Genomic DNA, 24,879 nt, shown 5'->3' on the forward strand with positions numbered 1-24,879 from the left:
TCTGCCAAATCACGTTATATTCATATAGAGTTATTAGAAAGGACGTATAACATGAGTACACTGACAATTATTGTCACATATTACAACTCAGAAGAGTACATAAAAAGTTGTATTGAAAGTATTAAACAACAGAGAACTCAAGATTTTGAAGTGATTATCGTTAATGATGGTTCTACTGACAATAGTGAACAATTAATGAATGAAGCTTTAAAAGATTATGATAAAGATATTAATTATATCAAATTAGAGAGTAATCAAGGACATGCACATGCACGTAATGTTGCTCTAGAACAAGTGGAAACACCTTATTTTATGTTTCTTGATTCAGATGACGTTTTAGCCTCATATGCAATCACATTTTATCTAGATAAATTTAATTATACTGATGGCTTGATAGCGCCTATTCATTCATTTACACTTCAACGTCCTCAATACGTTGATTTAGATCGTGTTAGAGTTGAGTATTACAATGCTGACGCGAACGTTAATTCATTTTTAAGAAAGCAAACAGCTTGTAATATAATATTCCGAACTGCAATCGTCAAAGCACATCATCTGAAATTCAACGAAGATTTAAGTATTTATACTGATTGGTCATTTACGCTTGAATATATGAAGTATGTTAATAAGTTTATGCGTATTTTTAACTTCCTGTTCTACTTCCGTGGAGAAGTTTACGATCCTTTTGAAACAGTAACGTTAAGTGAGCAAAGTTTTGATGTTCTTTTTGAAGAATATGTAAAGAGCTTCTATGATGCTTTAGAACGTACTTCGAATAAAATGACGCGAACATTTATTATTAATAAAATGGAAAATAGAATTTCCCGTGATTTTGATCCAACTCATTATGATATTAAAGCGAGATACGAGGCTCACAAAGATACACTTGTTGAATTAGCACAATATCTTAACGTCCAACTAGTTAAACATCAAAAACTTATCAATATCATAGAAACGGTTTTATTGATGAATCAAGATACAGAGAATGCTTTTAAAGTGAACCAATTTAGAAAGACATTGCGTCATGTTAAAAATGTCTTACTCAGAAGAAAAAATAAAGATCGTTCTATATATGAACTTACTGATAAAGAAGAAAATGTTAATCAAGGAACGATTGTTTTCGAGGCATTTGGTGGTAAAAATTATAGTGATAGTCCGAAATATATATATGAATATATGCAAAAATACTATCCAAATTACAATTATGTTTGGTCACTTAAAAAACCTGATAAGAGTGTAATTCCAGGTAATGCTAAAAAAGTGAAACGTGGTTCTGCTGAATACTATCAAGCATACTCTGAAGCAAGTCATTGGGTAACAAATGCACGTACACCGTTATATTTAAACAAAAAGGATAACCAAACTTATATTCAAACTTGGCACGGTACGCCATTAAAACGACTTGCAAATGATATGAAAGTCGTTCGTATGCCTGGTACAACAACTTCAAGATATAAACGAAACTTCAACCGTGAAACGTCACGTTGGGATTATTTAATTTCGCCTAATAGATATTCTTCAGAAATTTTCAGAAGTGCATTCTGGATGGATGAACCTAGAATATTAGAAATAGGCTATCCAAGAAACGATGTATTAGTGAATCGTGCAAACGATCAAGACTATATCGATGAAATCAAGACAAATCTTAACTTACCAAGTGATAAAAAAGTAATTATGTATGCTCCAACTTGGAGAGATGATGAATTTGTTAGTAAGGGTAAATATTTATTTGAGTTAAAAATTGATTTAGAAAATCTATACAATGAGCTAGGGGATGATTACGTTATCTTATTACGTATGCATTATCTTATCTCTAATGCTCTTGATCTAACAGGATATGAAAACTTTGCAGTTGATGTGTCTAATTATAACGATGTTTCAGAGTTATTCTTGGTAAGTGATTGTTTAATCACTGATTATTCATCTGTTATGTTTGATTATGGTATTTTAAAACGTCCTCAATTTTTCTTTGCATATGACATTGATAAATATGATAAAGGATTACGTGGATTCTACATGGACTATATGAAAGATTTACCAGGTCCAATTTATACTGAACCATATAGATTGGCTAAAAAACTCAAAGACTTAGATAAAGTTCAAGATGAATATCAAGACCAAATTGATGCTTTTTATGATAGATTCTGTTCAGTTGATGATGGTAAAGCTTCTCAATATATCGGAGAGCTTATTCACAAAGATATCGAAGAAAACAAGTAGAAATATAATATTTATATATAAGGCTGTGACTAATTTTATTGTCACAGTCTGTTTTGTATCTAAACTTAAGAAAATTCATTTGAAAGTTAAATCAATATATGGGACAGGTGTCTCGAAAGTAATTTGAAAATGTTTATTTGATACTAATTAGATGGGAGAGGACTTCTTATAGTCTGTATATAAATCTAATACTCAATTAATAAATATAGGGTATAATATTAATAAGGAATTAATATTATACTCTTTTTTTATGCTTTTTATAAAAATACGATGTTATAAAATGAGAGTAATGGTAGATAGATTCAAAAGCTGGAGGAGAGATTCATGAAGAGATTATTCGCAAGTATCACAGTTCTAACATTAATACTAGCAGCATGTTCTCATAGTGGAAGTGATGAAAATGAGAAAAATGATGATAGTTCGAAGAAGGAACAAAAAGAGAAAAAGTCTAAAACTGATTCAAAGGATAAGTCTAAAAATCATAAAGATAAAGACAGTACATCTAAATCTAGTAGTAATAATGAACTTTCGTCGTCTGATTCACAAACTGAAAATACTAATACATCAAAACAGCAACCTCAATCTAACCAAGATAATAGTAAAAATAAGGACTATGTTGCACCTTATCAAAGCAACCACGCGACACAGGTCGCTAGAAGCTTGTCTCCATTTAATGGAAATGAAGGTCAAGCACTACAACAACTTCCAAATTTTGAAACAGCACTAGATATAGCAAAGAATGAGGCAAACATGTTTGGTAACTCACATAAAAAATATAATGACTACTCACTCGAGGCTACTAATGATGGATTTAGATATGTATTTAGCTTTAAAGATGCCTCAAAAGACAATAGTTATTCAATAGTCACAGTGAATCGTCAAGGTCAACCAACACTTATAGATCCAAACTATCATCAATAGTATATAAATAACGCGTTCACTTAATTTAAAAGTGAGCGCGTTATTTAAGTAATTATCAATGTATTTGCTGAGCTATTAAATGACTAAGTTTGTCTAATGAATGATTTTGTCTATTAATATATTTACTATTTACATGTGGTATTGAATCAGAAATTAAATGATTTGTAAGTAATTCTGCATCTGTATACCATACTTCTTTTAAGCTATTGAGTACATCTTCATATACACCACGTTCTTCAACATATTGAGCATGATTTGGCGTATATAAACATACGTTTTTATTAAGAGTGAGTGCATCAAAAATAATAGAAGAGTAGTCGGTTAGAACAATATCAGCTATCATAATTAAATCTTGTGTTTCTACACTTTCAGGTGGGACAATCACGCCATCAGGAATGTAATTATCTTTACTTTCAACGTGCCCTTTGAATATTACATTATATTTATTGAGTAACTTATCAGATAAAGGTAGTATATCTTCTTCAGATGTATTTGATTTCCAAGTTGGGGCATACAACAGAACTGGCTTAGAGGTATCTAATTGTAACCCTTTGATAATTCTTTTTCTTAGGGTGAGATCTTGAGATTTATTTAATAAATAATTGACTCTTGGATAACCGATAGGTAGGATATCTAATTTATGACTCGGAAAAGCAGATTCAAAATATTTTACAACCTCTGTAGAATCAACGACAAGATAATCTTGATGGACCCATTTATTATATTTACGTGCTCGATAGTTATAAATGTTTAGATTTTGATGCGGTTCTTTACTATCTAAAAAGAGACGCTTAATAGGTGTTCCATGCCATAATTGAATGACCTTTCCATTAGGACGAACATCATCAGGTAGATAGCTTTCTATGATTACAACACTAGCAGTTTCAATGACTTCCTTTGCATTCTCATCATTAGGAGATATGAAATGTGGGCCAGTTCTATCATCAGTAATAAAATATGATTCTACTGTAGCGTTATGTTTTACAAAGTAATTAAATAGATACTTAGAATTTCCTCTATAATGATAATCAAAACCTAAAAATACGACATGTGATTTAATTTTAGAATCATCTTTATCATAAATATAACTAATTTCCTTATGTTTACGTAATGAATAATTTTTAATTGGATTTACGAGCCATCTTGGTGCTTTGAATTTAGTACTTAATAACACGGAATCAGAATAACGTATACTATCATGATCATTGAAAGGTACACGTGTGAAAGGGATTCTACGTTGATGTTCATATGCAATTTTATTAAGAAAGAATTGATCTCTATAATTTAATCCATTACGGTCAAAACTTCTCCAGAATACCTTGCTTGTTCGGAGGGAGTCTTTAAAATCAAGTGCCACATGTCCTTCTACAGCTACATGGCCCTTAAGAATAGTAAATAAAGCTAAGTCAAATATCGTTTCAACCTCAAATTTATTCAATATCTTAAGCACTGAATTGATTTCGTAAATAACATTAGGATATAAATTAATATTTTGTACCCAATCTTCAAAGTTAATATATGTTTTACCAAAGTATCTACAATCATTAAGATACGTATTATGTATTGTATAATCGACAACAAATGAAGTTGAAGGTAGCTCAATGGATTTTAACATTGATTGATGAATCTGAATTTCATTTGAATAGGGTACAAAATGTGTGTAACCCTCATGTAAAGCTTTTTCTAATAGTCCTTCCAACTTCTCCATATGTGAAATGTTTATTTGTTTTATCATTCGTTTTCCTTCTATCTATTAAACTTTTATTACTACTATTTTATCATGTGGCTCACTATAATTCATGAATTCAATGCTTAAAAATGACTTTCAATGTAATAAATCTAAAAACTTAGTACTATATTTTTTTTAGGAAAATATTAAACTTTGAGGTTTTGAAATCTTCTTGAATAAACTATAAAAAGTCTATTGTATTTTTAAAAGAAAGATGATATATTTTTCTTGTGAAAAAGTTCACAAATATTTGTGGGGATGACATACTAATTTTTATTTAATTTTTGTTAACTGTTTAAAATTAGTATGTTGCTAGTTAAATTCATAGAAAATTTTTTAGGAAAGAAGAGTCAAAATATGTTAGTACAAACATTTAATCCATTTGGTAATTTAATATTATCAAGTTTAGTAGCAGCAATACCTATCATTTTATTTTTACTATGTTTAACAGTTTTCAAAATGAAAGGAATTTATGCAGCGATAACTACACTTGTAGTGACATTGCTCATTGCAATTCCATTTTTCAAATTACCAGTGGGAATCGCTTCTGGTGCAGTTGTAGAAGGTTTCTTCCAAGGGGTGATACCTATTGGTTATATTGTAATGATGGCGGTATTACTTTATAAAATTACTTTAGAGTCTGGGCAATTTTCAACTATACAAGATAGTATAACAAGTATTTCTCAAGACCAACGTATTCAATTATTACTGATAGGATTTTCGTTTAATGCGTTCTTAGAGGGTGCTGCAGGTTTTGGGGTGCCAATTGCAATTTGTGCTTTATTATTATCACAACTTGGCTTTAAACCACTTCAAGCAGCAATGTTATGTTTAGTAGCTAATGCAGCGTCAGGTGCCTTTGGGGCAATAGGTATACCAGTTGGAGTGGTCGATACATTACATTTACCGGGAAATGTTACAGCTATGGGTGTTTCACAAACCGCAACACTGACATTAGCCATTATTAATATTAACTTCTTTATTCCGTTTTTATTAATTTTTATTATTGATGGCTTCCAAGGTATTAAAGAAACATTACCATCTATTTTAGTTGTTTCTGTCACTTATACAGTTTTACAAGCACTATTAACTGTATTCAATGGACCAGAGTTAGCAGATATTATTCCGCCACTTGCATCTATGCTAGCTTTAGCTTTATTTTCTAAAAAGTTCCAACCTAAACATATCTTTAGAATTCAAAAAGATGTTGAACCAGAACCAGTTAAACATCATAAAGGTAAGGAAATATTATATGCATGGAGCCCATTCGTTATTTTAACAATCATTGTCATGATATGGAGTTCTCCATCATTTAAAGGGTTATTCTTACCAAAAGGTAAATTATCATCACTTGTGTTTAACTTTAATCTACCAGGTACATTCAGTGATATAGCACACAAACCAATTGTATTATCACTTAATATTATTGGCCAAACAGGTACAGCTATTCTACTAACGATCGTTATTACTATATTGATGTCTAAGAAAGTAAACTTTGGAGATGCTGGTCGTTTATTTGGTGTCACTTTTAAAGAACTTTGGCTACCAGTCCTTACTATTTGCTTTATTCTGGCAATCTCAAAAATTACAACATATGGTGGATTAAGTAGTGCGATGGGTCAAGGTATTTCTAAAGCAGGTAGTGTCTTCCCAATCTTATCACCTATACTTGGATGGATTGGCGTATTCATGACAGGTTCCGTCGTCAACAACAACTCATTGTTTGCACCTATTCAAGCATCAGTTGCTCAACAAATAGGTACTAGTGGATCATTGCTTGTTGCTTCAAATACTGTAGGTGGTGTGGCAGCCAAACTCATCTCACCACAATCTATAGCGATTGCAACAGCTGCCGTTAAAGAGGTTGGTAAAGAATCTGAGTTACTTAAAATGACATTACGATACAGTATCGGTTTACTCGTATTCGTATGTTTATGGACATTCATCTTATCATTATTACTATAAAAAAATAACATCTCCAAGCCTTTAAAAGTTCTTAGTAGGCTTGGAGATGTTTAATTATTTGAACATATTCATAAAGTCTTCATATACTGAATCCGGGTGATATAATTTTAAGGTTTCTTTGGTATTTTGAATAATATGATCAAGTTCATTATAATTATGTGTTGTTAAATCAATTTGCTTGGCTAATTGTGATACATTTTCATACTCTACAAGATAACCATTATGGCCATTTTTTATAATAGCTTTAGGACCTACATTGCCTTTAAAACTAATAACTATATTATCCTGAAGCATCGCTTCTAAAATAATCATCCCAAAACCTTCATTACGTGAAGGTACAACAACAATTTTGCTTTGCGCTAATTTACTATTTAATTCTTGTGTAGACGCATTGATTTGAATAATATCGCTTAAGTTATATTGATCGATAAATTCTTGTAATTGTTGTTGTTCTTTTCCATCCCCATAAAGATGTACTTCATAGTTTAAACTTCTTAAATAATCTTGTATAAGTCTCACACTCTCAAGAAGTAAATCGAATCCTTTTTCATATTCTAAACGACCAGCGGCCAAGATAATATTTTTCTTCGGCGCAGCAATTTTTTTCTCAGTTACCATGTTTGGTACGACGTATACAGGAGTTTTAAGTCGAGATTGATAGTTTTTTTGATCACTTTCAGTTAATGTAGTGACTTTATTTAAGTTTCTATAGGCAGCAATAATTTCTCTTTGATATTGCTCAGGATGAGCATCAAAATTCATGTGTTCCATACCTATTTTGGTGATATGAGTTTTGGCATATTTTGAGATTAAAATATTGAAGCTCGCACGAGTACCAATTAATACATCTGAAGACACATTTTTGATGGCTTTAATCATTTTCTTTTCGACATAACTTGAAAACTGATTAAATCCTGGTTCATGTTGAGAAATTTTTTGCGGTTTTAAAAGTGGAGTGTAAGATTTTACACGATTAGCGACAATCGCTTTGAAATTTTTGGCTTTAAAACGATAGTCAACTAATACTTTAATATTAATATCTTTGTTTAATTTAAAATAGGGCGATTGAGCGCCTCTAAATACTGAGATGATTGTAACTGAGTGACCTTTTTTAGACAGAGTATTAGCGAGCTGGGAAATAGATTTTACTGTTCCACCCATAGCATATATATTATGCATGAAAAACGTGAACGATTTCATGTAAAACACCTCATTGTTTCTATAATCTTGTAGTTCATTATAACATTAGTCAGACTACTAAAGGTAATATGTTAGAATGGATTAATAGCATTATTTAAGGGTAAGAGTTTAACAATTTATAGATATCTGACTTTTTATCCTTTTGTGAATAGCAATTTATAGTATATAATTAAACTAGTTTAATCAATGGTTATGATGAGGGAGAATCAAGTCTTCCTTAAATAACTCTTGGGATAAATTTTTTATAGGTTTAGAAAGCGCTTTAATATAGAAATCTATATTAAAACAAATCCATTAGAGTCAATCGTTCCATTTATTCATTGAAAAGGGGGACTGTATTTGTTATGAGTACACAACATAGCAAAACAGATGTCATCTTAATTGGTGGCGGCATTATGAGTGCAACATTAGGAACATTACTTAAAGAATTATCACCTGAGAAAGAAATTAAATTATTTGAAAGATTGGACCAACCTGGTGAGGAAAGTTCAAACGTTTGGAATAACGCTGGTACAGGGCATTCAGCATTATGCGAGCTGAATTATACTAAAGAAGGTAAAGATGGCTCAGTTGATATCACTAAAGCGATAAAGATTAATGAACAATACCAAGTGTCTAAACAGTTTTGGACGTATTTAGTACGTACGGGTCAATTAGATAGCCCAGGTAAGTTTATCCAATCTGTACCACACATGAGTTTTGTTAAGGGCGAAAATAATGTGCGTTTCTTGAAAAGTCGTGTAGATAGTCTTCAAAAGAATGTTCTTTTCGAAAAAATGGAAATCTCTGAAGATCCTGAAAAAATTAAGAAATGGGTACCATTAATGATGGAAGGGCGTAAGTCAGAAGAGCCTATTGCTATCACTTATGATGAAACAGGGACAGACGTGAATTTTGGTGCTTTAACGAAAAAATTAATTAGCAATTTACAAGAGAAACATGTCGAAGTGAATTATAAGCATGAAGTTCAAGACATTAAGAAACAGGATAATGGTAATTGGAATGTTGTTATTAAAGATTTAACATCTGGTCAAATAACAAATTATGAAACGGAATTTGTATTTATCGGTGCTGGTGGCGCTAGTTTACCTTTATTACAAAAAACAGGTATTAAAGAATCTAAACACATTGGTGGTTTCCCAGTAAGTGGATTATTCTTAAGATGTAAAAATCCTGATGTTATTAAACAGCATCATGCAAAAGTGTATGGTAAAGCAGAGGTGGGAGCACCTCCAATGTCTGTACCTCACTTAGATACACGTTTTGTTAACGGTGAACGTTCTTTATTATTTGGACCTTTCGCAGGTTTCTCACCTAAATTCTTAAAAACTGGCTCATATTTAGATTTAATTAAATCTGTTAAACCAAATAATATAGTAACGATGTTAAGTGCAGGTGTTAAAGAGTTTAATTTAACTAAATATCTTGTATCTCAATTAATGTTATCTAATGAAGAACGTGTTGATGACTTACGTGTGTTCTTCCCTGAAGCTAAAGACGAGGATTGGGAAGTAATTACTGCAGGACAACGTGTTCAAGTGATTAAAGATACTGATAAATCTAAAGGTAACCTACAGTTTGGTACGGAAGTTATTACTTCTGAAGATGGTACACTAGCAGCTCTTTTAGGTGCTTCACCAGGTGCGTCAACAGCAGTAGATATTATGTTTGATGTATTACAACGTTGTTATCAATCAGAATTTAGTGGTTGGGAATCTAAAATCAAAGAAATGGTACCTTCATTTGGCTTGAAACTCTCAGAACATGAAGATGTATACCATGCCGTAAATAAAGAAATTACAAAGTATTTAAATGTTAAATAATTTGTAGAAGCTAAGTTAATGATAAAGTAAGTCAATTAAAAACAAAGGCTCTAAGATGGTTTCAAACTTGAAATCATCTTAGAGCCTTTTTTATGAAGATAAAGTATAAACTAAAACATGGTTAGGAGTTAGTTTATACAGTGTTTTTAATTGGTAATTGAATTGTGAAGATTGTAGCGTCGTTAGATTGAACAGAAATAGTACCATTGTGCAATTCTACGATGGATTTTGTAATTGCGAGACCTAAACCATTACTACTCTGATCATTGTTTAATTTATAAAATCTTTCGAAAATGTGAGACATATCTTTATCACTGACTGCGCCCTCATTTTCGATGGTAAAAATAATATTGGAAGCTTCTATTGATAAATGTATCTGGATTAAGCCATATTGTGGTGTGTATTTAATGGCATTAATGATAAGATTGCTTAACGCTTGATGAATAAGTCTTTCATTTCCTAGGAAATATACCTCATCTAATTCTGTCATAATTACTAAATCTTTTTCTTCAATATGGAATTGCTCATGTCTGACAATATCTTTAATTAAATCATTTAAGTGGATGCGATTATCTAAAGTTAAATGTTCTGCGTTATCTAATTCAGATAGTAATAATAGTTCTTGCGTTAAATCACTGACTTGAGTAGTAATATTAAATAGCTCATTAACATGCATTTGTCTTTCTTCTTTACTTTTAGAAAATTGTAGTTGAGTTAATATACTTTGAATGTGTGTCAGTGGAGTTTTGATTTCATGAGATACATTTTGGACAAAATGTTGTCTCATTTCATCTACTTGTCCTAAACGTTTGCGCATTGTATCAAACCTTGATTGTAAGGTGCCAATTTCATCTTGACGTGTTTGATTGATAGGAGTTTGAAAATCGCCTTTCATCAGTCTATGGGTTGCACTTTTCAGAGCAGAAACGGGTTTAATAATTGAATACGTAGAAGCAATAACTAATGAAATTGAGATGACAAGTAATAGCCCAAGTAACACGGCTAAAAATATTCTAAACTCACTAAATGTTTCACCAATATCAGGACGCATAAATACCGCAACTGGTTTATCGTTAGTTTTAAAGCGTAAGCCTACCGTGTTATCCGTTTCATTATCGAAAAAACCTGTGACAAATAATTCAAATGGCTTATTTTTAATACCGTGATAATTTTTACCATTCATTACAGATTGAATAGCAGATTGTGGTAATGTATCTCGACGGAATGGTTCTCCATAAAAATGTTTTGTACCATGATTATCTACAGTAAGTATTTGATAATTCATATCTCCCAAATGTTTAAAATAAGAGGAGAGTGATTGAGTGTTTTGTGCGTTTTCATAATTGCGTGCTTCTTCTAAGGTTTTCATAATTTTAGCATCATTAGAGGCTTTTAAATTAAAATGATAATAGATATTTGTAAGGACAAAGCTTATAAAGGCGCTAAAAAGTATCACTGTGATGGTATAGATTGCAATTCTAGAATAAAGTGTTTTAAACATCTTGATTCACCTTATACCCTTGTCCACGGACCGTATGTATTGAAATTGATGCACCTAATCTAGACAACTTTTGACGGAGTCTTTTAATGTGTACATCAACAGTTCGATCATCACCTTCATAATCAAAGCCCCAAATTTTTTCAATGATGTCATTTCGAGTAAAAATGTGTTTTGGATTAGACACTAATAAAAATAATAATTGGAATTCTTTATTAGGAAGATTTATCGTTTTAGCATCAACGCTTATCTCCATATATGGTTGATTGAGTGTTAAATTTCCAAGTTTAAGTTCAGACTCAGCATTGATTTGATATCTTCTTAACACCGCTTTGATTCTAAATAGTAATTCTTTCACCTCAAATGGTTTAGTTACATAGTCATCTGTCCCGCTTAAGAAAGCACGTTCTTTATCACTTAAAGCGTCTCTTGCCGTTAACATAATAACGGGTATATCATAATCCTCTTTTAAAGTTTTACATAATTCGAAACCATTTATGCCATTCATCATAATATCAACGATAGCTATGTCGACATTCTCTTTTTCAAGAAAATGAAGTGCCTCCTCACCACTTAAAAAAGCGTGTGTTTCAAAATGTTCATTTATTAGATGAGATTTTACATAATCTAATATTTTTCGATCATCATCAACAACTAAACAGCTCGCCATCATCTTTTCGCTCCTAAGTTTTTTATTTATTATACTATTTTCAATTTTAATTTAACATATCGAAGTTCGTTCATATTCAGTTCACATTCACTTCTTAAAATTTTGGTGACAAAGATAAAGGAGTGACTATAAATGAATTTAGCATGGAAGGAAATTAAATTTTATAAATTCAGATTTATTCTTATAATGCTTATCGTATTTTTAATGTCTACGATGGTTTTATTTATCAGTGGGTTGGCTCAAGGACTAGCCAGGGAAAACATTTCTCTATTTGATCACCTCAAAGGGAACCAATTTATTATTCAGAAAATGAAGGAACCACAACTAGAAAAATCTTCATTAAACTCTAAACAACAATTTAAAATAAACAAAATCGTTAACGAGCAACCAATAAAAATGATGTCAAAAACTTTAAATATAAAAGGTAATGAAGAAAATGTCGTTGCATTAAACTATACGACCGAAAATAAATTTAATCTAAAATCTGGAACATATCCAAATCATAAAAATGAAATTGTAGTGAATGAAAAACTTATCGCAAAAGGGATTAAAAAAGGAGATAAAGTGAAGTTCACCAAAGAAGGTAAGCCATATAAAGTCGTAGGAATTCTTAAAGATGCTATGTATTCGCATAGTAATGTGATTCTTATGAATCAAAACGTATTTCAAAATAAAAATAATGGTGTGGCTTCATTTTATTCATTGAGTCATTTATCTAGTAAACAGAAGCATGAAATCAATTCAATTAAAGGTGTGCAACATGTAAAAGCACAAGAATTAACGAATCATATTGCTAGCTACAAAGCTGAGCAAAGTCCATTGAAAATGATGATTTATAGTTTATTTATTATCACAGCAATAGTATTAAGCGCATTCTTTTATGTAATGACGATACAGAAAATTTCCGAGATAGGAATACTTAAAGCTATAGGCATTTCCACACCACATTTACTTATTTCATTAATCGTTCAAATTTCAGTAATTACTCTGATTGGTGTAATTATATCTGAAGCTTTAATTATATTAATAAATCAAATTTTACCGGTTACAATGCCATTTCATTTAGAAGTGAGCAACATGTTAGTTGTATTAATAATATTTTTATTCGTTGGTTTAATTGGCGCGTCACTCTCGTTCATTAAACTTTTAAAAATTGATCCGATAGAAGCGATAGGGGGAAATGAATAATGACATTAATGGTAGATAATATTGTTAAAACTTTTGGAGAAAATGAATCTGAAACGCAAGTTTTAAAAGGAATCAATTTTGAAGTTCAGGATGGAGAATGCGTTATCTTAAATGGTGCTTCTGGTTCAGGCAAAACTACATTATTAACGATACTAGGCGGTTTATTATCACCTACATCTGGTAAACTCATCTATGAAGAAAGACCTTTATTTAATAACAACAACAATACTAAAATGAGGCTCAACGACATCGGCTTTATATTTCAAGCGTCATATCTCATCCCGTACCTCACTGTAGAAGAACAACTGATCACTGTTGGTAAAGAAGCGGGAATGTCTAAAAGAGAAGCAAAGTTACGGGCTAATGAATTACTTGATGAGATTGGTTTAACACATAGGGTGAAAAGCTATCCCTATATGTTATCAGGTGGAGAAAAACAACGTGTAGCGATTATGAGAGCGTTTATGAATCATCCTAAAATCATACTAGCTGACGAACCTACCGCAAGTTTAGATGCAGAGAGAGCTAGAGATGTCGTAGCAATGATTAAAGAACAGATTAGTGACAAACGTATGATTGGTATAATGATTACACATGATGAAAGTTTATTTAAATATGCAGACCGTGTTATAGAACTTTATGACGGTAAAATAATCAACTAATAAAAAGAGCGAGGTAACGTTAGTCTACTTGAATAGTAATTTTCGTTATCTCGCTTATTCATTTCTTAGACGATGATCATGCGTATAAGACTTACCCAAAAGATAATCGCAAAATAAATAGTTAGAATTACTTTATATTGATACATTAATCCTAAAAAATCTTTGATAAGCGCTATACTGAAAAAATGATAGGGTGTATGGCTCCCGAGACCATAGAATTCTAAACCTACTTTATTAGCAAGACGCAATGATCTTAAAATATGGAATTGGCTTGTAACACATAAGAATTGTGCCCGTCTTCCAAAATGTCCTTCTATGATTGGCTTTGAATATTGAAAATTGGTATACGTATTAGTAGATTGTTCTTCCATTAGAATACGTTTCTCCGGCACACCCTTCGCGATGAGATAGCGTTTCATTGCTAGCGCCTCAGTAATGGGTTCATCGGGACCTTGCCCACCACTTACTAACATATATGGAGAATGCTTTTGAGATTCATAAACTTTGATTGCGCAATTTAACCGTTCAGCAAGCATAGGAGTGACTTCCTCTGTAAAAATACCTGCTCCTAGTACCATAATTAGGTCTACATTTTTAGAACATAAATGACTACCATAAGCTGATGACCAAGAAATATAACAAATAAAAGCGAATATAGTACTATAAGCGATGGTGGCGAACCATAAGGCCAATCCATTAATAATTGGGATGTCTACCGTACTGATATATATACATGCTGATAGGAATAATATGATGCGATAAAGGTAAATAAACATGTGTTTCAAAAATAGACGTCCACGTTTAAAGTTAAATAAATGTCGATGTTTAATGAGAATAAATAATGAAGCAATCAACATTAAGCTTGTTAAATCATACGGAATAGTTAAATGATAAATTGTAATGATAAATCCGATAATAATAGAAGAAATATAAGCTCTTAAATTAAGAGTGAGTGGTTGATTGACATACAAAGATGCAATAAGGATAAAAGCAATGATTGTTAGTATAATTGATATCATGAATGGATTACCTCTACATTTATTGTATATATAATGTAGACTAGCTATTCATAATTAGCAATCTTTTAGCTATAAAATACATGAGCTCATTAGAGGTTTCAATTTGATAGTATTCTTGCTATTATTTAAAAGTATGAAAAATAATTTTTTTATATAAATAGATAAAATAAATTAGGAGATTCTACATGGTAAGACGAATAGAAGATCATATCATTTTTTTGGAAAAATTCATAAATGACGTAAATACATTAACTGCAAAGCTACTTAAAGATTTACAAATTGAATATGGCATTTCTATAGAGCAATCTAATGTGTTGAATATGTTAAGTAATGAATCATTAACAGTGAGTCAAATTACTGAAAAACAAGGCGTCAATAAAGCAGCAGTAAGTAGAAGAGTTAAAAAATTATTAGATGCTGACTTAGTTAAACTCGAAAAAACAAATGCCAATACTGACCAACGCTTAAAAATTGTAATTTTATCAGAAAAAGGCAAAGAATATATTGTAAAAAGAAAAGCAAACATAAGTAATATTGCTAATGATATGACAAGTGATTTCTCAACAGAGGAAATAGAAAAAGTTAGACATGTTTTAGAGGTCATTGATCATCGTATCAAATCGTTTAATTCTAAATTATAAATATTCTGAGAATCAGACTATACACTGAATCATTGATAGGAATATAATGAAAAGTGTAAATTATTTTATGTATTTAGGACTAATTATGTATTTAACTTAAGCTGTTTTATTAATATAATTCGAATAAGTGCGTAAATGCTTTTTAATTAAAATAAAATGAAAACTACATATATTAGAAATTGTAATTTTAAATCAAAATCTGTAAAATAAACCAGGTGGATAAAATAATTATATAATATAAAAATTAAGTGAATGTAGTGTGGGAATAAGAGGTGATATAATGAATCAATGCCCAAACTGTGGACATACAGTTAGTGGTGATAATGAAAGCTGTCCAAATTGTGGGCAATCATTATCAAGAGATAAGAAAAGAAAAAATAAAACTAAACAGCAATCATCTCAATCGCAAAATAATAACGCTACGAACCTCAAATTACGTAGAATTGTTCCACTAGGAATCGTCTTTTTTATTTTAATACTTATTGTGGTTTTATTTTTCCTATTAAAGAACTTTAATTCTCCAGATGCACAAGCTAAGATTCTTGTTAATGCAGTAGATAATAATGATACGCAAAAAGTAGCAACTTTATTAAGTACTAAAGATAATAAAGTAGATCCAGATGAGGCGAAAGAATATATTAAATATATTAAAAACGAAGTAGGTATGAAAAGTTTTATTAGTAATATTCGAGAGACAGTGGACAAATTGAATAAAAATAATTCAAGTGTCGCATCGTATATCCAAACGAGAAGTGGTCAAGACGTACTGAGAATTAGTAAAAATGGTACGAGATATTTGTTCTTTGATAATATGAGCTTTACTGAACCCACGAAACAACCAATTATTAAACCTAAAGAAGAAACAAAATATGAATTTAAAACAGGTGGTAAACGCAAAACTGTCATTGCAGATGCACACAAGAATACACCATTAGGTGATTTCATACCGGGTACTTATCACATGCCTGCTAAAAAGATTACTAAGAATGGTACATTCAATGGCTATTTAAATTTTGATTTTAGAGAAAGTAGTTCTGAGACAGTAGAAGCTTCGGAAGATTTTGATCAGACCTATTTAAATATCAAATTAAAAGGTGCAAGTAAATTAAGTGATAGTTCAGAAAAAGTAAAAATTAATGATCGTGAAATGTCATACTCAAATTCTAAAGAGTATGGTCCGTATCCGAAAACGAAAGATATTACTATATCTGCCACAGGTAAAGCAAAAGGTAGAAAATTTAGTTCAGAAACCAAAACAATTAGTGCTGATGATTTAAAAAATAATACGACTGTGACATTAAATTTTGAAAGTGATAAAATCAATAGTTATGTTGAGAAAAAAGAAAAAGAAGAGAACAGTCTCAAAAATAAATTAACGGAGTTCTTCAGTGGTTACTCAATGGCGATTAATTCAGCTTTTAATATGAATAATTTTGATTTTATATCAAGTTATTTTAAAAAGAATTCTTCTATTTATAAACAAATGAAAAATAACTTTGCAAATCATACAACTGTTTCAATGCTATCACCACAAGTATTAAGTGCCAGTAGAAGCGGAGATAAAATTAAAACCACGATTCAACAAATTGATAACTCAGGTAACTTTGTTAACAAAGACTATGAACTAGAAATTGACTCTGATAATAGTAATATGCAACTCACAAAAGGTGATGAATAAAAGCCAAATGCAAAATGCATTTGGCTTTTTTATAGCTATTTAGTAATATAATTAATTATCAGAAAAAGCTTAAGAAAAAATAAATGCTTGATTTCCTTTTAAAGGTATAAAGGAGGCTTCACTTTGGAGCAATCACAACCCAAACATCGCAATTCCCTATTATTTATCATCATTTTAGGTGCGCTTACTGCTATAGGACCGTTGTCAATTGACATGTTCTTACCAGGTCTACCTAACATTAAGAATGATTTTCATACAACAGCATCAAATGCTCAATTAACAATTTCATTTTTCATGGTGGGATTAGCATTCGGTAACTTGTTTGCTGGTCCTATTTCCGATTCTAAAGGTCGTAAAAAGCCTCTTCTTATTGCGATGGTTATTTTCACGCTGGCAAGTTTAGGAATCATTTTTGTTACGAATATTTGGGTGATGATTATATTACGTCTTATACAAGGTCTAACTGGTGGGGCAGGTGCAGTCATATCCAGAGCAGTGGCAAGTGATAAATACTCAGGAAATGATTTAACCAAATTCTTATCACTTCTAATGTTAGTTAACGGTGTTGCACCAGTTATCGCACCAGCACTTGGGGGTTTGATACTAAGTTTTACTGGTTAGAGAATGGTCTTTATTATATTGACCATTTTCGGTTTACTTATGTTCATAGGAACACTTTTCAAAGTTCCAGAATCCCTTGAAAATGAACACCGTGTTAATAGCAACATTGGCACAATGTTTAAGAACTTTAAAGATTTATTTGCTACACCAAGATTTGTATTACCTATGTTGATACAAGGCGTGTCATTTGTTTTATTATTTACTTACATTTCAGCCTCACCATTTATTGTTCAAAAAATATATGGATTTTCGCCTTTACAGTTTAGTATCATGTTTGCATCCATAGGTATTACTTTAATTATTTCAAGTCAACTGACCGGAAAGTTAGTAGATTACTTTGATAGGCAATCTATACTTAGAATGATGACTGTAATCCAAATTTTAGGTGTCATCATAGTAAGTATGACATTAATCAATCATTGGAATATCTGGTTATTAGCGTTTGGCTTTGTAATACTTGTAGCACCTGTAACAGGTGTAGCAACACTTGGTTTCTCTATTGCAATGGATGAAAGTAAAAGTGGAAAAGGCAGTTCTTCAAGCCTTCTTGGACTATTTCAAACATTATTAGGTGGACTGATGTCACCACTCGTAGGTATTAAAGGGGAAAATGATCCAACACCCTACATTATTATTGCTATAACAGCTGTAATTCTGATTATATTACAACTTTTAAATAGACGCGTATTTAAAAAAAGCTAAACCGTTTAAGATGATTTAATCTCAGTCTACTTCAGAGTTAAAATTAACTTCGAAGTAGACTTTTTTCATCTTCAGTTTAGCTTTAAATGTTTACCTTTGCAGTTTAATAGTATTTGCGAGTAAGACTTCTGCTATGACTTTTGGAGACTCTACACAACCACGTCGTAACCAATCGATAATAATACCGGCTTGACCTCCTACAGAATAAACAACAAACATGTGTTTATTCTGAATTGAGGTTTCATATCTATTCATCACCTTTTCATAACAATCTCTAGTTTCATTAATATAATCCAAAGCAATATCTTTATTAGGATGAGTAATTAATGTTGCTTTATAAAAGGCTTCCCTACGTTTGATATAACTCGCAACAAGTAAAAAGAATTTATACATTTTCTTTTGATCTTGCTTAATGCTATGAAAGTCATGATAAAAAGAATTAAGTAAAGCTTTATATTTATCGAGATGATAATTTTGTATACGTTCTAATAAATGATATTTATCTTGAAAATGATCATAAAAAGTTGAGCGATTTACGTTACTATATGCACAAATCATTTTGATAGTAATGTCCTCAAATGGATATTCTTCAAGTAATTCAATAAGACTTTGAATGATTTTATATTTAGCACGTTGCTTCATTGTTTCACCTGATTAATTTTTTTATATAAGTTTTTATCCAACACAATTATAAAAATTGTTGGTGTTATTTTTAGATTCACATCTCTATAATAGATAAAGTGAATTTTAAAAGCAAATAGGAGGATATATTCATGAAGAAAATGGTATTAGTGAATGTCATTACTATCATTGTCTTAGTAGTTATAGGTGTTCTAGCTTTCTGGTTCTGGAACAATGCGACTAGCTACGTAACTACTGACAACGCAAAAGTAGACGGAGATCAAATTAAAATCTCAAGTCCAGCTTCAGGACAAATTAAATCTCTTGATATTAAACAAGGAGATAAACTTGATAAAGGTGATAAAGTAGCTGAAGTTTCAGCTCAAGGTGAAGGTGGTCAATCTAAAGATATGAGCATCAAAATGCCTCAAAAAGGTACTATCGTAAAAACTGATGGTATGGAAGGGTCTATGGCTCAAGCTGGTAACCCAATCGCTTATGCATACAATTTAGATGATTTATACATTACTGCTAACGTAGATGAAAAAGACATTTCTGATGTAGAAAAAGGAAACGATGTAGACGTTGATATCGACGGTCAAAAAGCTTCTATCAAAGGTAAAGTTGAACAAGTTGGTGAAGCAACTGCAGCTAGTTTCTCATTAATGCCTTCATCAAACAGTGACGGCAACTACACTAAAGTGTCTCAAGTAGTGCCAGTTAAAATTTCTCTAGATTCTGAACCATCTAAAAATGTTGTTCCAGGTATGAACGCTGAAGTTAAAATCCATAAAAATTAAGGGGGTCATTTTATGACAGCGACCTTCATTATTGTTTATATTGTTATAGCGCTCATACTTATTGGTCTTATTAATGTTTTTCTTTCTAAATCTAGGAAAAAAGCAAAAGGTCAAAAAGCGGAACAACGTTCGACTAAGGATTCTAAGAATCAAAGTTATCAATCTAAATTTAAAGCAAGTGATCTAGATAAACAATCTGAGTCTAACAATGCTTCAAGTCATGTCAGAAATCATTCTGATAATATCGAAGATGATAAAAGAAAACATCACTTCGAATCTACTAAAGAGGGAGATCAAAGATCTTCTAATGCAACACATTCAGAAAGTAGATATGATGACTATCCTGGTTCTTTACGTCGTTCAGATCAACATGAAGAAGAAAACGTAGAGAAACACGATAATCAAAATAATCATTCTACAGAATCAAATGAAGAATCAGATGAAGTTTTAAATCCTATTAACCCTAATTCTGTAGAAGGTAGAGTTAATGAGAAAATTAAAAACCAAGAATCTAACTTCATTTTTGGTAAAGGTATTTCAAGAGGTAAGATTTTAGCTGCAATGTTATTTGGTATGTTTATTGCGATTTTAAACCAAACATTATTAAATGTGGCATTGCCTAAAATTAATACTGAATTTAATATTTCTGCATCAACTGGACAATGGTTGATGACAGGTTTCATGTTAGTCAATGGTATTTTAATTCCAATTAGTGCTTTCTTATTTAACAAATATTCGTATAGAAAACTATTTATTGTGGGCTTAGTGCTCTTTACGATTGGTTCACTTGTCTGTGCGATTTCGTTTAACTTCCCAATTATGATGGGAGGACGTGTGTTACAAGCCATTGGTGCAGGTATCTTAATGCCATTAGGTTCTAACGTTATTGTAACGATTTTCCCACCTGAAAAACGTGGTGTTGCAATGGGTACAATGGGAATAGCTATGATCTTAGCACCAGCCATTGGTCCAACACTATCAGGTTATATCGTTCAAAACTATCATTGGAACGTCATGTTCTATGGTATGTTCTTTATCGGTTTAGTTGCAATTATTGTAGGTATGTTTTGGTTTAAACTTTACCAACGTACCACAAATCCTAAAGCCGATATACCAGGAATTATCTATAGTACAATAGGTTTCGGTGCTTTATTATACGGTTTCTCCGAAGCTGGTAATAAAGGCTGGGGTTCTACGGAAATTGTAACAATGTTTGTTATTGGTATTATCTTCATTGTTCTATTTGTAATTAGAGAGTTAAGAATGAAGGCTCCAATGTTAAATCTTGAAGTATTAAAATATCCAACATATACACTTACAACAGTTATCAATATGATTGTAATGATGAGTTTATATGGCGGTATGATTTTACTTCCTTTATATTTACAAGATTTACGTGGCTTCTCAGCATTAGACTCAGGCTTACTCATGCTTCCGGGTGCCTTAGTCATGGGTGCTTTAGGTCCTATAGCTGGTAAGCTATTAGATACTATAGGTATTAAACCATTAGCAATCTTTGGTATCGGTATTATGACTTATGCTACATGGGAATTAAGTAAATTGAACTTAGAAACGCCATATCTTCATATTATGGGCATATATGTATTGCGTTCGTTCGGTATGGCATTTATTATGATGCCTATTATGACAGCAGGTATGAATGCTTTACCTGCAAGATTGATCTCACATGGTAACGCATTTGTTAATACAATGAGACAATTAGCAGGTTCTATCGGTACAGCTATATTGGTAACAGTAATGACGACTCAACAAACCAATCATGTTGCAGCATTCGGGGATGAATTAGATAAAACCAATCCTGTTATCCAAGATCATATGCGTGAATTAGCACAACAATATGGTGGCGAATCAGGTGCATTAAAAGTGTTATTACAATATGTTAATAAACTTGCATCTGTTGAAGGTGTTAATGATGCATTTATCATTGCTACTGTTATTAGTGCTATCGCATTAATCTTAAGCTTATTCTTACAAAGTAAGAAAAAAGCAGAAGCGTCAGCTAAAAAAGCTAACGCAGAAGATAAAACAGCTCACCAAGAGTAAAAACTAATTAAGAGATAAAAATGTGTTGTGGGGACACTTAGAGCCACTTACAATCGGAAGATTGTTAGTGGCTCTTATGCATGCGCGAGAGCGCAGGCGAACGGATTAAATTATTAATACGAATAAAAGGCCAATCCAGAACTTGATTAAAAGTTCTGGATTGGTCTTTTGCATTATCTTATACGTGCTAGTCGATTACGGAAGAATAAACTAATGAATAAGAGTGCAATACTACAAGCAAGTAAAATGAGTGCATTATGTATTGCATCAGCTTCATTAATTACTTGGTCTGGAGAAACAGTTAAATAATATTGTTTAAGAGATTCAGAAATTTTTTGCGCAATTGTATGAATAATATAGCTAAAATACAAAGTAATCAGTAACATAGCTGCTAAAATAAATAAATTGAAAATCTTCAATAAAGTTCTATTAAGAATAATTGTAATTACAGTAATAAACATACTAACTAAACAAAGAATAAAGAATATATTAAACACCATTATGAGGTTATCTATAGATTTTTGTAGATCATCCATATTGCCCAAATTAATATTTAAATTACCGATTTTAGTTAGAGTATCTTGGAAGTTTTGAATTTCATGGAAATTAATTGTTTTATTAGCGAAAGCAAGGTTAAAAATAGGTTGTTTCAACATACTATAACCTGTTATAGCAGTTAAAATGAGTATGATCAGATGGATGATAATACTAACCCATGAACGCTTTTTCTTCCCATATCTTTTGCCTCGGTGTATTTCTTGCTCATGAAATTGAGCGTTGAAGTTACTTGGATTTTGATTAGGTTCAGACACTAAGATGCCTCCTTTAATTTTGCTGTCCTATATTTATCATTTTCACTTTATGTTTGTTATAATTGGCTTTATTCAAGACATATACGCGCAAACATAAAGTGGTTTAAGATTCATCTAACTCATATAATATTATATCTTTTTTAGAAAAATGAATATAGCACTTTAAACAAATTGTTTTCTAAATTTAAAATTTGAAAAGAGGTAGGTCAAGCAAGCTATGAAAAATCGTTTAATGAATAGAGTAGTCAATAAATATATACTTCATAACAGATCAATATTTTTCGAAAATGACGATGAGGTAGAGCAATTTTTAGAAAAAAGAAGAGACGAAAATAGTAAAAAACATAAACAACCCTCATCATTAAATGTAAAAGCAAATCTTGATAAATTATCTTTAGGGGATATGCAAGTATTCAGATTTAATTTCAGACATGAGTCTAATAATAAAATTCTGTATTTACATGGGGGATACAATACATTGCAACCCTCACCATTCCACTGGAGATTGTTAGATAAATTAGCATTAAATACATTACATGAAGTTGTGCTACCTATTTATCCTAAAGCGCCTGAATATCACCTAGAAGATACATACAACGCGATTAAGGAAGTTTATGATGAATTAGTAGCTGAAGTTGGTGTTGATCATATCGTCATCATGGGAGACGGTTCAGGTGGCGGATTAGCTATGCGATTTGTACAATCCTTAATTGAGGAAAATGAACCTGTTCCAAGTAAACTATTCTTAATTTCACCACTTTTAGATGCGACACTATCAAATAAAATGATTACCGAAGACTTAGAAGACGAAGATATATTAGTAAGTCGATTTGGTGTGAATGAACTTATGAAAGTATGGTCTAATGGTCTACCATTAACGGATAAACGTGTTTCACCACTCTATGGTGAGCTAAGAGGATTACCTCCTGTATACATGTATGGAGGAGGCAAGGAAATACAAAATCCTGATATGAAAGAGCTCGCACGTTTACTAGAAGATTATGGTCAATATGTTGAGTTTAATGAATACCCAAAAATGGTGCATGATTTTCCATTATATCCAATAAGACAATCACATAAAGTCATCAAACAAATTACGAAGGCTATTCGGAAATAAAGAACAAGGACTTTGGTTAAATCAAACTACCAAAGTCCTTGTTCTTTATTGTTATTCTATTATCGAATTAATATGTGTGACAATAAAATTTTGTCCTTTTAAATAGTAAAAAGATGCCATAAAATCATCAAATTGACGTGGTATGTCAGTAAAATTACTAAAAGTAAATTTCTTTTCTAAGTTTTGATCTTGAACATATTTTTCAAAATTATTATATTGAATAAGAAATTCTTCATCGATTTGGTTCTCATCAATAAGCGTAAATATTTCATCAATCGCAAACTTTTGTCCTTGTAAATAACTCATATGAATTGCTCGTTTAAAAAGTTGAGATGCAGGCCCATTGATGACTAATTCTTTCTGATTGTTTAACTCACTCAACTCAAATTTAACGTCATCTTTCAAATCTATAAGCTCGTTTTTTATACGTTTCCTAGTAGGCATAACTATTCTCCTTTCTTAGGTATACCAATGCGATGTCCTATTTGTTTAGGCCACTCAATTTTTTCCTGTTCTAAATCATAAGCTTCTATAATTTCCATATATTTCTCAGGAAATGGTGCAGAGCGCCGTTGATTCTTGTCGATACCCATCATCATTACTTCATTTGTAGCAGCTATAGTTCCATCTTCATGCAACATTCTTAAAAATAAGTGCGTACGTTTATAATCATAGTCGTAAAGGTATAATTCTACAGTGAATGACTGATCAAGAGACAGTTCTGCTAAATATGTAGTATGTGCTTCTATTGTAAATACTGTAAATTGACTTTCTTCTCTTTCTTTAAGAGATAGCCCATGACTATAATTAAACTCATTAATTACATCGCTAAAAATTACATTATAATATGCATCATGCATATGGTTATTATTATCAATCAAATCTTCAGTTACTTTTCGTGTTACAGTAAATGTTTTAGACATCTCTT

At 31.3% G+C, this 24,879-nt stretch carries 20 protein-coding genes and 1 pseudogene; 12 read left to right on the forward strand and 9 right to left on the reverse strand.

Annotated elements, in window-relative coordinates:
• Nucleotides 1–51 precede the first annotated feature (51 nt).
• Together HMPREF2706_RS11890 and HMPREF2706_RS05705 are read left to right on the forward strand one after the other, a co-directional pair.
• Entirely contained in the window at nucleotides 52–2,220 is a 2,169-nt protein-coding gene (locus HMPREF2706_RS11890) for a bifunctional glycosyltransferase/CDP-glycerol:glycerophosphate glycerophosphotransferase (protein ID WP_083319930.1), read from the forward strand.
• Between the two features lie 324 nt (nucleotides 2,221–2,544).
• Nucleotides 2,545–3,141 (forward strand): hypothetical protein, encoded by a 597-nt coding sequence (locus HMPREF2706_RS05705; protein WP_049428362.1) that lies wholly within the window; start codon nucleotides 2,545–2,547, stop codon nucleotides 3,139–3,141.
• Between the two features lie 55 nt (nucleotides 3,142–3,196).
• Here the strand turns inward: HMPREF2706_RS05705 and HMPREF2706_RS05710 are convergent, their stop codons facing one another.
• Nucleotides 3,197–4,876, reverse strand: a complete 1,680-nt coding sequence (locus tag HMPREF2706_RS05710) for a CDP-glycerol glycerophosphotransferase family protein (protein ID WP_070862244.1) — start codon at nucleotides 4,874–4,876, stop codon at nucleotides 3,197–3,199.
• A gap of 351 nt (nucleotides 4,877–5,227) precedes the next feature.
• On the opposite strand from HMPREF2706_RS05710, the gene HMPREF2706_RS05715 reads away from it, so the two are divergent.
• Nucleotides 5,228–6,835 carry an L-lactate permease gene (locus tag HMPREF2706_RS05715; protein ID WP_070862245.1) on the forward strand — a complete coding sequence of 536 codons (1,608 nt, stop codon included), beginning with the start codon at nucleotides 5,228–5,230 and terminating at the stop codon, nucleotides 6,833–6,835.
• 54 nt (nucleotides 6,836–6,889) lie between these two features.
• Here the strand turns inward: HMPREF2706_RS05715 and HMPREF2706_RS05720 are convergent, their stop codons facing one another.
• A complete protein-coding gene (locus HMPREF2706_RS05720) occupies nucleotides 6,890–8,035 on the reverse strand; it encodes a glycosyltransferase family 4 protein (RefSeq protein WP_049428356.1) in 1,146 nt (381 codons plus the stop codon).
• Between the two features lie 344 nt (nucleotides 8,036–8,379).
• Here HMPREF2706_RS05720 and HMPREF2706_RS05725 point away from each other — a divergent pair, with 344 nt between their 5' ends.
• Nucleotides 8,380–9,858, forward strand: coding sequence for a malate:quinone oxidoreductase (locus HMPREF2706_RS05725; protein WP_023351236.1), 1,479 nt, complete (start codon nucleotides 8,380–8,382; stop codon nucleotides 9,856–9,858).
• Between the two features lie 133 nt (nucleotides 9,859–9,991).
• Here the strand turns inward: HMPREF2706_RS05725 and HMPREF2706_RS05730 are convergent, their stop codons facing one another.
• Nucleotides 9,992–11,359 carry a sensor histidine kinase gene (locus HMPREF2706_RS05730; RefSeq protein WP_049428354.1) on the reverse strand — a complete coding sequence of 456 codons (1,368 nt, stop codon included), beginning with the start codon at nucleotides 11,357–11,359 and terminating at the stop codon, nucleotides 9,992–9,994.
• On the reverse strand, nucleotides 11,352–12,026 hold the full coding sequence (locus HMPREF2706_RS05735; RefSeq protein ID WP_030063514.1) for a response regulator transcription factor: 675 nt from the start codon (nucleotides 12,024–12,026) through the stop codon (nucleotides 11,352–11,354). Before HMPREF2706_RS05735 ends, HMPREF2706_RS05730 begins: the two co-directional genes overlap by 8 nt.
• A gap of 132 nt (nucleotides 12,027–12,158) precedes the next feature.
• Here HMPREF2706_RS05735 and HMPREF2706_RS05740 point away from each other — a divergent pair, with 132 nt between their 5' ends.
• Entirely contained in the window at nucleotides 12,159–13,214 is a 1,056-nt protein-coding gene (locus tag HMPREF2706_RS05740) for an ABC transporter permease (RefSeq protein WP_037550194.1), read from the forward strand.
• On the forward strand, nucleotides 13,214–13,876 hold the full coding sequence (locus HMPREF2706_RS05745) for an ABC transporter ATP-binding protein (RefSeq protein WP_070862246.1): 663 nt from the start codon (nucleotides 13,214–13,216) through the stop codon (nucleotides 13,874–13,876). The genes HMPREF2706_RS05740 and HMPREF2706_RS05745 overlap by 1 nt, the downstream gene beginning before the upstream one ends.
• Before the next feature lie 65 nt (nucleotides 13,877–13,941).
• Here HMPREF2706_RS05745 and HMPREF2706_RS05750 read toward each other — a convergent pair whose 3' ends face one another.
• On the reverse strand, nucleotides 13,942–14,895 hold the full coding sequence (locus tag HMPREF2706_RS05750; protein ID WP_070862247.1) for a YdcF family protein: 954 nt from the start codon (nucleotides 14,893–14,895) through the stop codon (nucleotides 13,942–13,944).
• Between the two features lie 185 nt (nucleotides 14,896–15,080).
• On the opposite strand from HMPREF2706_RS05750, the gene HMPREF2706_RS05755 reads away from it, so the two are divergent.
• The 3 genes and pseudogenes from HMPREF2706_RS05755 to HMPREF2706_RS05765 all read left to right on the forward strand — a co-directional run bounded on the left by HMPREF2706_RS05755 (nucleotide 15,081) and on the right by HMPREF2706_RS05765 (nucleotide 18,537).
• The gene (locus tag HMPREF2706_RS05755; protein ID WP_049428348.1) at nucleotides 15,081–15,536 is read left to right on the forward strand and encodes a MarR family transcriptional regulator TcaR; all 456 of its coding nucleotides are present in this window, start codon (nucleotides 15,081–15,083) and stop codon (nucleotides 15,534–15,536) included.
• Nucleotides 15,537–15,816: 280 nt separating this feature from the next.
• The gene (locus HMPREF2706_RS05760; RefSeq protein WP_070862248.1) at nucleotides 15,817–17,214 is read left to right on the forward strand and encodes a membrane-associated protein TcaA; all 1,398 of its coding nucleotides are present in this window, start codon (nucleotides 15,817–15,819) and stop codon (nucleotides 17,212–17,214) included.
• Between the two features lie 123 nt (nucleotides 17,215–17,337).
• Nucleotides 17,338–18,537: pseudogene (locus HMPREF2706_RS05765) on the forward strand (multidrug effflux MFS transporter).
• 90 nt (nucleotides 18,538–18,627) lie between these two features.
• Here the strand turns inward: HMPREF2706_RS05765 and HMPREF2706_RS05770 are convergent.
• Complete coding sequence (locus tag HMPREF2706_RS05770; RefSeq protein ID WP_016898612.1) at nucleotides 18,628–19,179, reverse strand: TetR/AcrR family transcriptional regulator; 552 nt, start codon at nucleotides 19,177–19,179, stop codon at nucleotides 18,628–18,630.
• A 131-nt stretch (nucleotides 19,180–19,310) separates the two neighbouring features.
• On the opposite strand from HMPREF2706_RS05770, the gene HMPREF2706_RS05775 reads away from it, so the two are divergent.
• Nucleotides 19,311–19,958 (forward strand): HlyD family secretion protein, encoded by a 648-nt coding sequence (locus HMPREF2706_RS05775; RefSeq protein ID WP_002432737.1) that lies wholly within the window; start codon nucleotides 19,311–19,313, stop codon nucleotides 19,956–19,958.
• Between the two features lie 12 nt (nucleotides 19,959–19,970).
• Nucleotides 19,971–22,022: a DHA2 family efflux MFS transporter permease subunit gene (locus HMPREF2706_RS05780; RefSeq protein WP_037550167.1), complete on the forward strand. Its 2,052-nt coding sequence runs from the start codon at nucleotides 19,971–19,973 to the stop codon at nucleotides 22,020–22,022.
• A gap of 173 nt (nucleotides 22,023–22,195) precedes the next feature.
• Here HMPREF2706_RS05780 and HMPREF2706_RS05785 read toward each other — a convergent pair whose 3' ends face one another.
• Nucleotides 22,196–22,834, reverse strand: coding sequence for a hypothetical protein (locus HMPREF2706_RS05785; RefSeq protein WP_037550164.1), 639 nt, complete (start codon nucleotides 22,832–22,834; stop codon nucleotides 22,196–22,198).
• 217 nt (nucleotides 22,835–23,051) lie between these two features.
• Between HMPREF2706_RS05785 and HMPREF2706_RS05790 the strand changes: the two genes are divergently transcribed.
• Nucleotides 23,052–23,951 carry an alpha/beta hydrolase gene (locus HMPREF2706_RS05790; RefSeq protein WP_023351247.1) on the forward strand — a complete coding sequence of 300 codons (900 nt, stop codon included), beginning with the start codon at nucleotides 23,052–23,054 and terminating at the stop codon, nucleotides 23,949–23,951.
• Between the two features lie 51 nt (nucleotides 23,952–24,002).
• Here HMPREF2706_RS05790 and HMPREF2706_RS05795 read toward each other — a convergent pair whose 3' ends face one another.
• The gene (locus HMPREF2706_RS05795) at nucleotides 24,003–24,395 is read right to left on the reverse strand and encodes a hypothetical protein (protein ID WP_002432953.1); all 393 of its coding nucleotides are present in this window, start codon (nucleotides 24,393–24,395) and stop codon (nucleotides 24,003–24,005) included.
• A gap of 2 nt (nucleotides 24,396–24,397) precedes the next feature.
• On the reverse strand, nucleotides 24,398–24,874 hold the full coding sequence (locus tag HMPREF2706_RS05800; RefSeq protein ID WP_037550161.1) for a thioesterase family protein: 477 nt from the start codon (nucleotides 24,872–24,874) through the stop codon (nucleotides 24,398–24,400).
• Between the last annotated feature and the right edge of the window lie 5 nt (nucleotides 24,875–24,879).

The sequence above is a fragment of the Staphylococcus sp. HMSC067F07 genome (genome assembly GCF_001837405.1).
Classification (GTDB): Bacteria; Bacillota; Bacilli; order Staphylococcales; family Staphylococcaceae; genus Staphylococcus; species Staphylococcus capitis.

Excerpts from the sequence above, each read along its gene's own strand:
- HMPREF2706_RS05760 (WP_070862248.1), top strand. The coding sequence starts at position 15,817 with ATGAATCAATGCCCAAACTGTGGACATACAGTTAGTGGTGATAATGAA.
- HMPREF2706_RS05750 (WP_070862247.1), bottom strand. The coding sequence starts at position 14,895 with ATGATATCAATTATACTAACAATCATTGCTTTTATCCTTATTGCATCT.
- HMPREF2706_RS05720 (WP_049428356.1), bottom strand. The coding sequence starts at position 8,035 with ATGAAATCGTTCACGTTTTTCATGCATAATATATATGCTATGGGTGGA.
- HMPREF2706_RS05730 (WP_049428354.1), bottom strand. The coding sequence starts at position 11,359 with ATGTTTAAAACACTTTATTCTAGAATTGCAATCTATACCATCACAGTG.
- HMPREF2706_RS05795 (WP_002432953.1), bottom strand. The coding sequence starts at position 24,395 with ATGCCTACTAGGAAACGTATAAAAAACGAGCTTATAGATTTGAAAGAT.
- HMPREF2706_RS05770 (WP_016898612.1), bottom strand. The coding sequence starts at position 19,179 with ATGAAGCAACGTGCTAAATATAAAATCATTCAAAGTCTTATTGAATTA.
- HMPREF2706_RS05740 (WP_037550194.1), top strand. The coding sequence starts at position 12,159 with ATGAATTTAGCATGGAAGGAAATTAAATTTTATAAATTCAGATTTATT.
- HMPREF2706_RS05710 (WP_070862244.1), bottom strand. The coding sequence starts at position 4,876 with ATGATAAAACAAATAAACATTTCACATATGGAGAAGTTGGAAGGACTA.
- HMPREF2706_RS05705 (WP_049428362.1), top strand. The coding sequence starts at position 2,545 with ATGAAGAGATTATTCGCAAGTATCACAGTTCTAACATTAATACTAGCA.
- HMPREF2706_RS05745 (WP_070862246.1), top strand. The coding sequence starts at position 13,214 with ATGACATTAATGGTAGATAATATTGTTAAAACTTTTGGAGAAAATGAA.
- HMPREF2706_RS05725 (WP_023351236.1), top strand. The coding sequence starts at position 8,380 with ATGAGTACACAACATAGCAAAACAGATGTCATCTTAATTGGTGGCGGC.
- HMPREF2706_RS05800 (WP_037550161.1), bottom strand. The coding sequence starts at position 24,874 with ATGTCTAAAACATTTACTGTAACACGAAAAGTAACTGAAGATTTGATT.
- HMPREF2706_RS05735 (WP_030063514.1), bottom strand. The coding sequence starts at position 12,026 with ATGGCGAGCTGTTTAGTTGTTGATGATGATCGAAAAATATTAGATTAT.
- HMPREF2706_RS05755 (WP_049428348.1), top strand. The coding sequence starts at position 15,081 with ATGGTAAGACGAATAGAAGATCATATCATTTTTTTGGAAAAATTCATA.
- HMPREF2706_RS05780 (WP_037550167.1), top strand. The coding sequence starts at position 19,971 with ATGACAGCGACCTTCATTATTGTTTATATTGTTATAGCGCTCATACTT.
- HMPREF2706_RS05715 (WP_070862245.1), top strand. The coding sequence starts at position 5,228 with ATGTTAGTACAAACATTTAATCCATTTGGTAATTTAATATTATCAAGT.
- HMPREF2706_RS05775 (WP_002432737.1), top strand. The coding sequence starts at position 19,311 with ATGAAGAAAATGGTATTAGTGAATGTCATTACTATCATTGTCTTAGTA.
- HMPREF2706_RS11890 (WP_083319930.1), top strand. The coding sequence starts at position 52 with ATGAGTACACTGACAATTATTGTCACATATTACAACTCAGAAGAGTAC.
- HMPREF2706_RS05790 (WP_023351247.1), top strand. The coding sequence starts at position 23,052 with ATGAAAAATCGTTTAATGAATAGAGTAGTCAATAAATATATACTTCAT.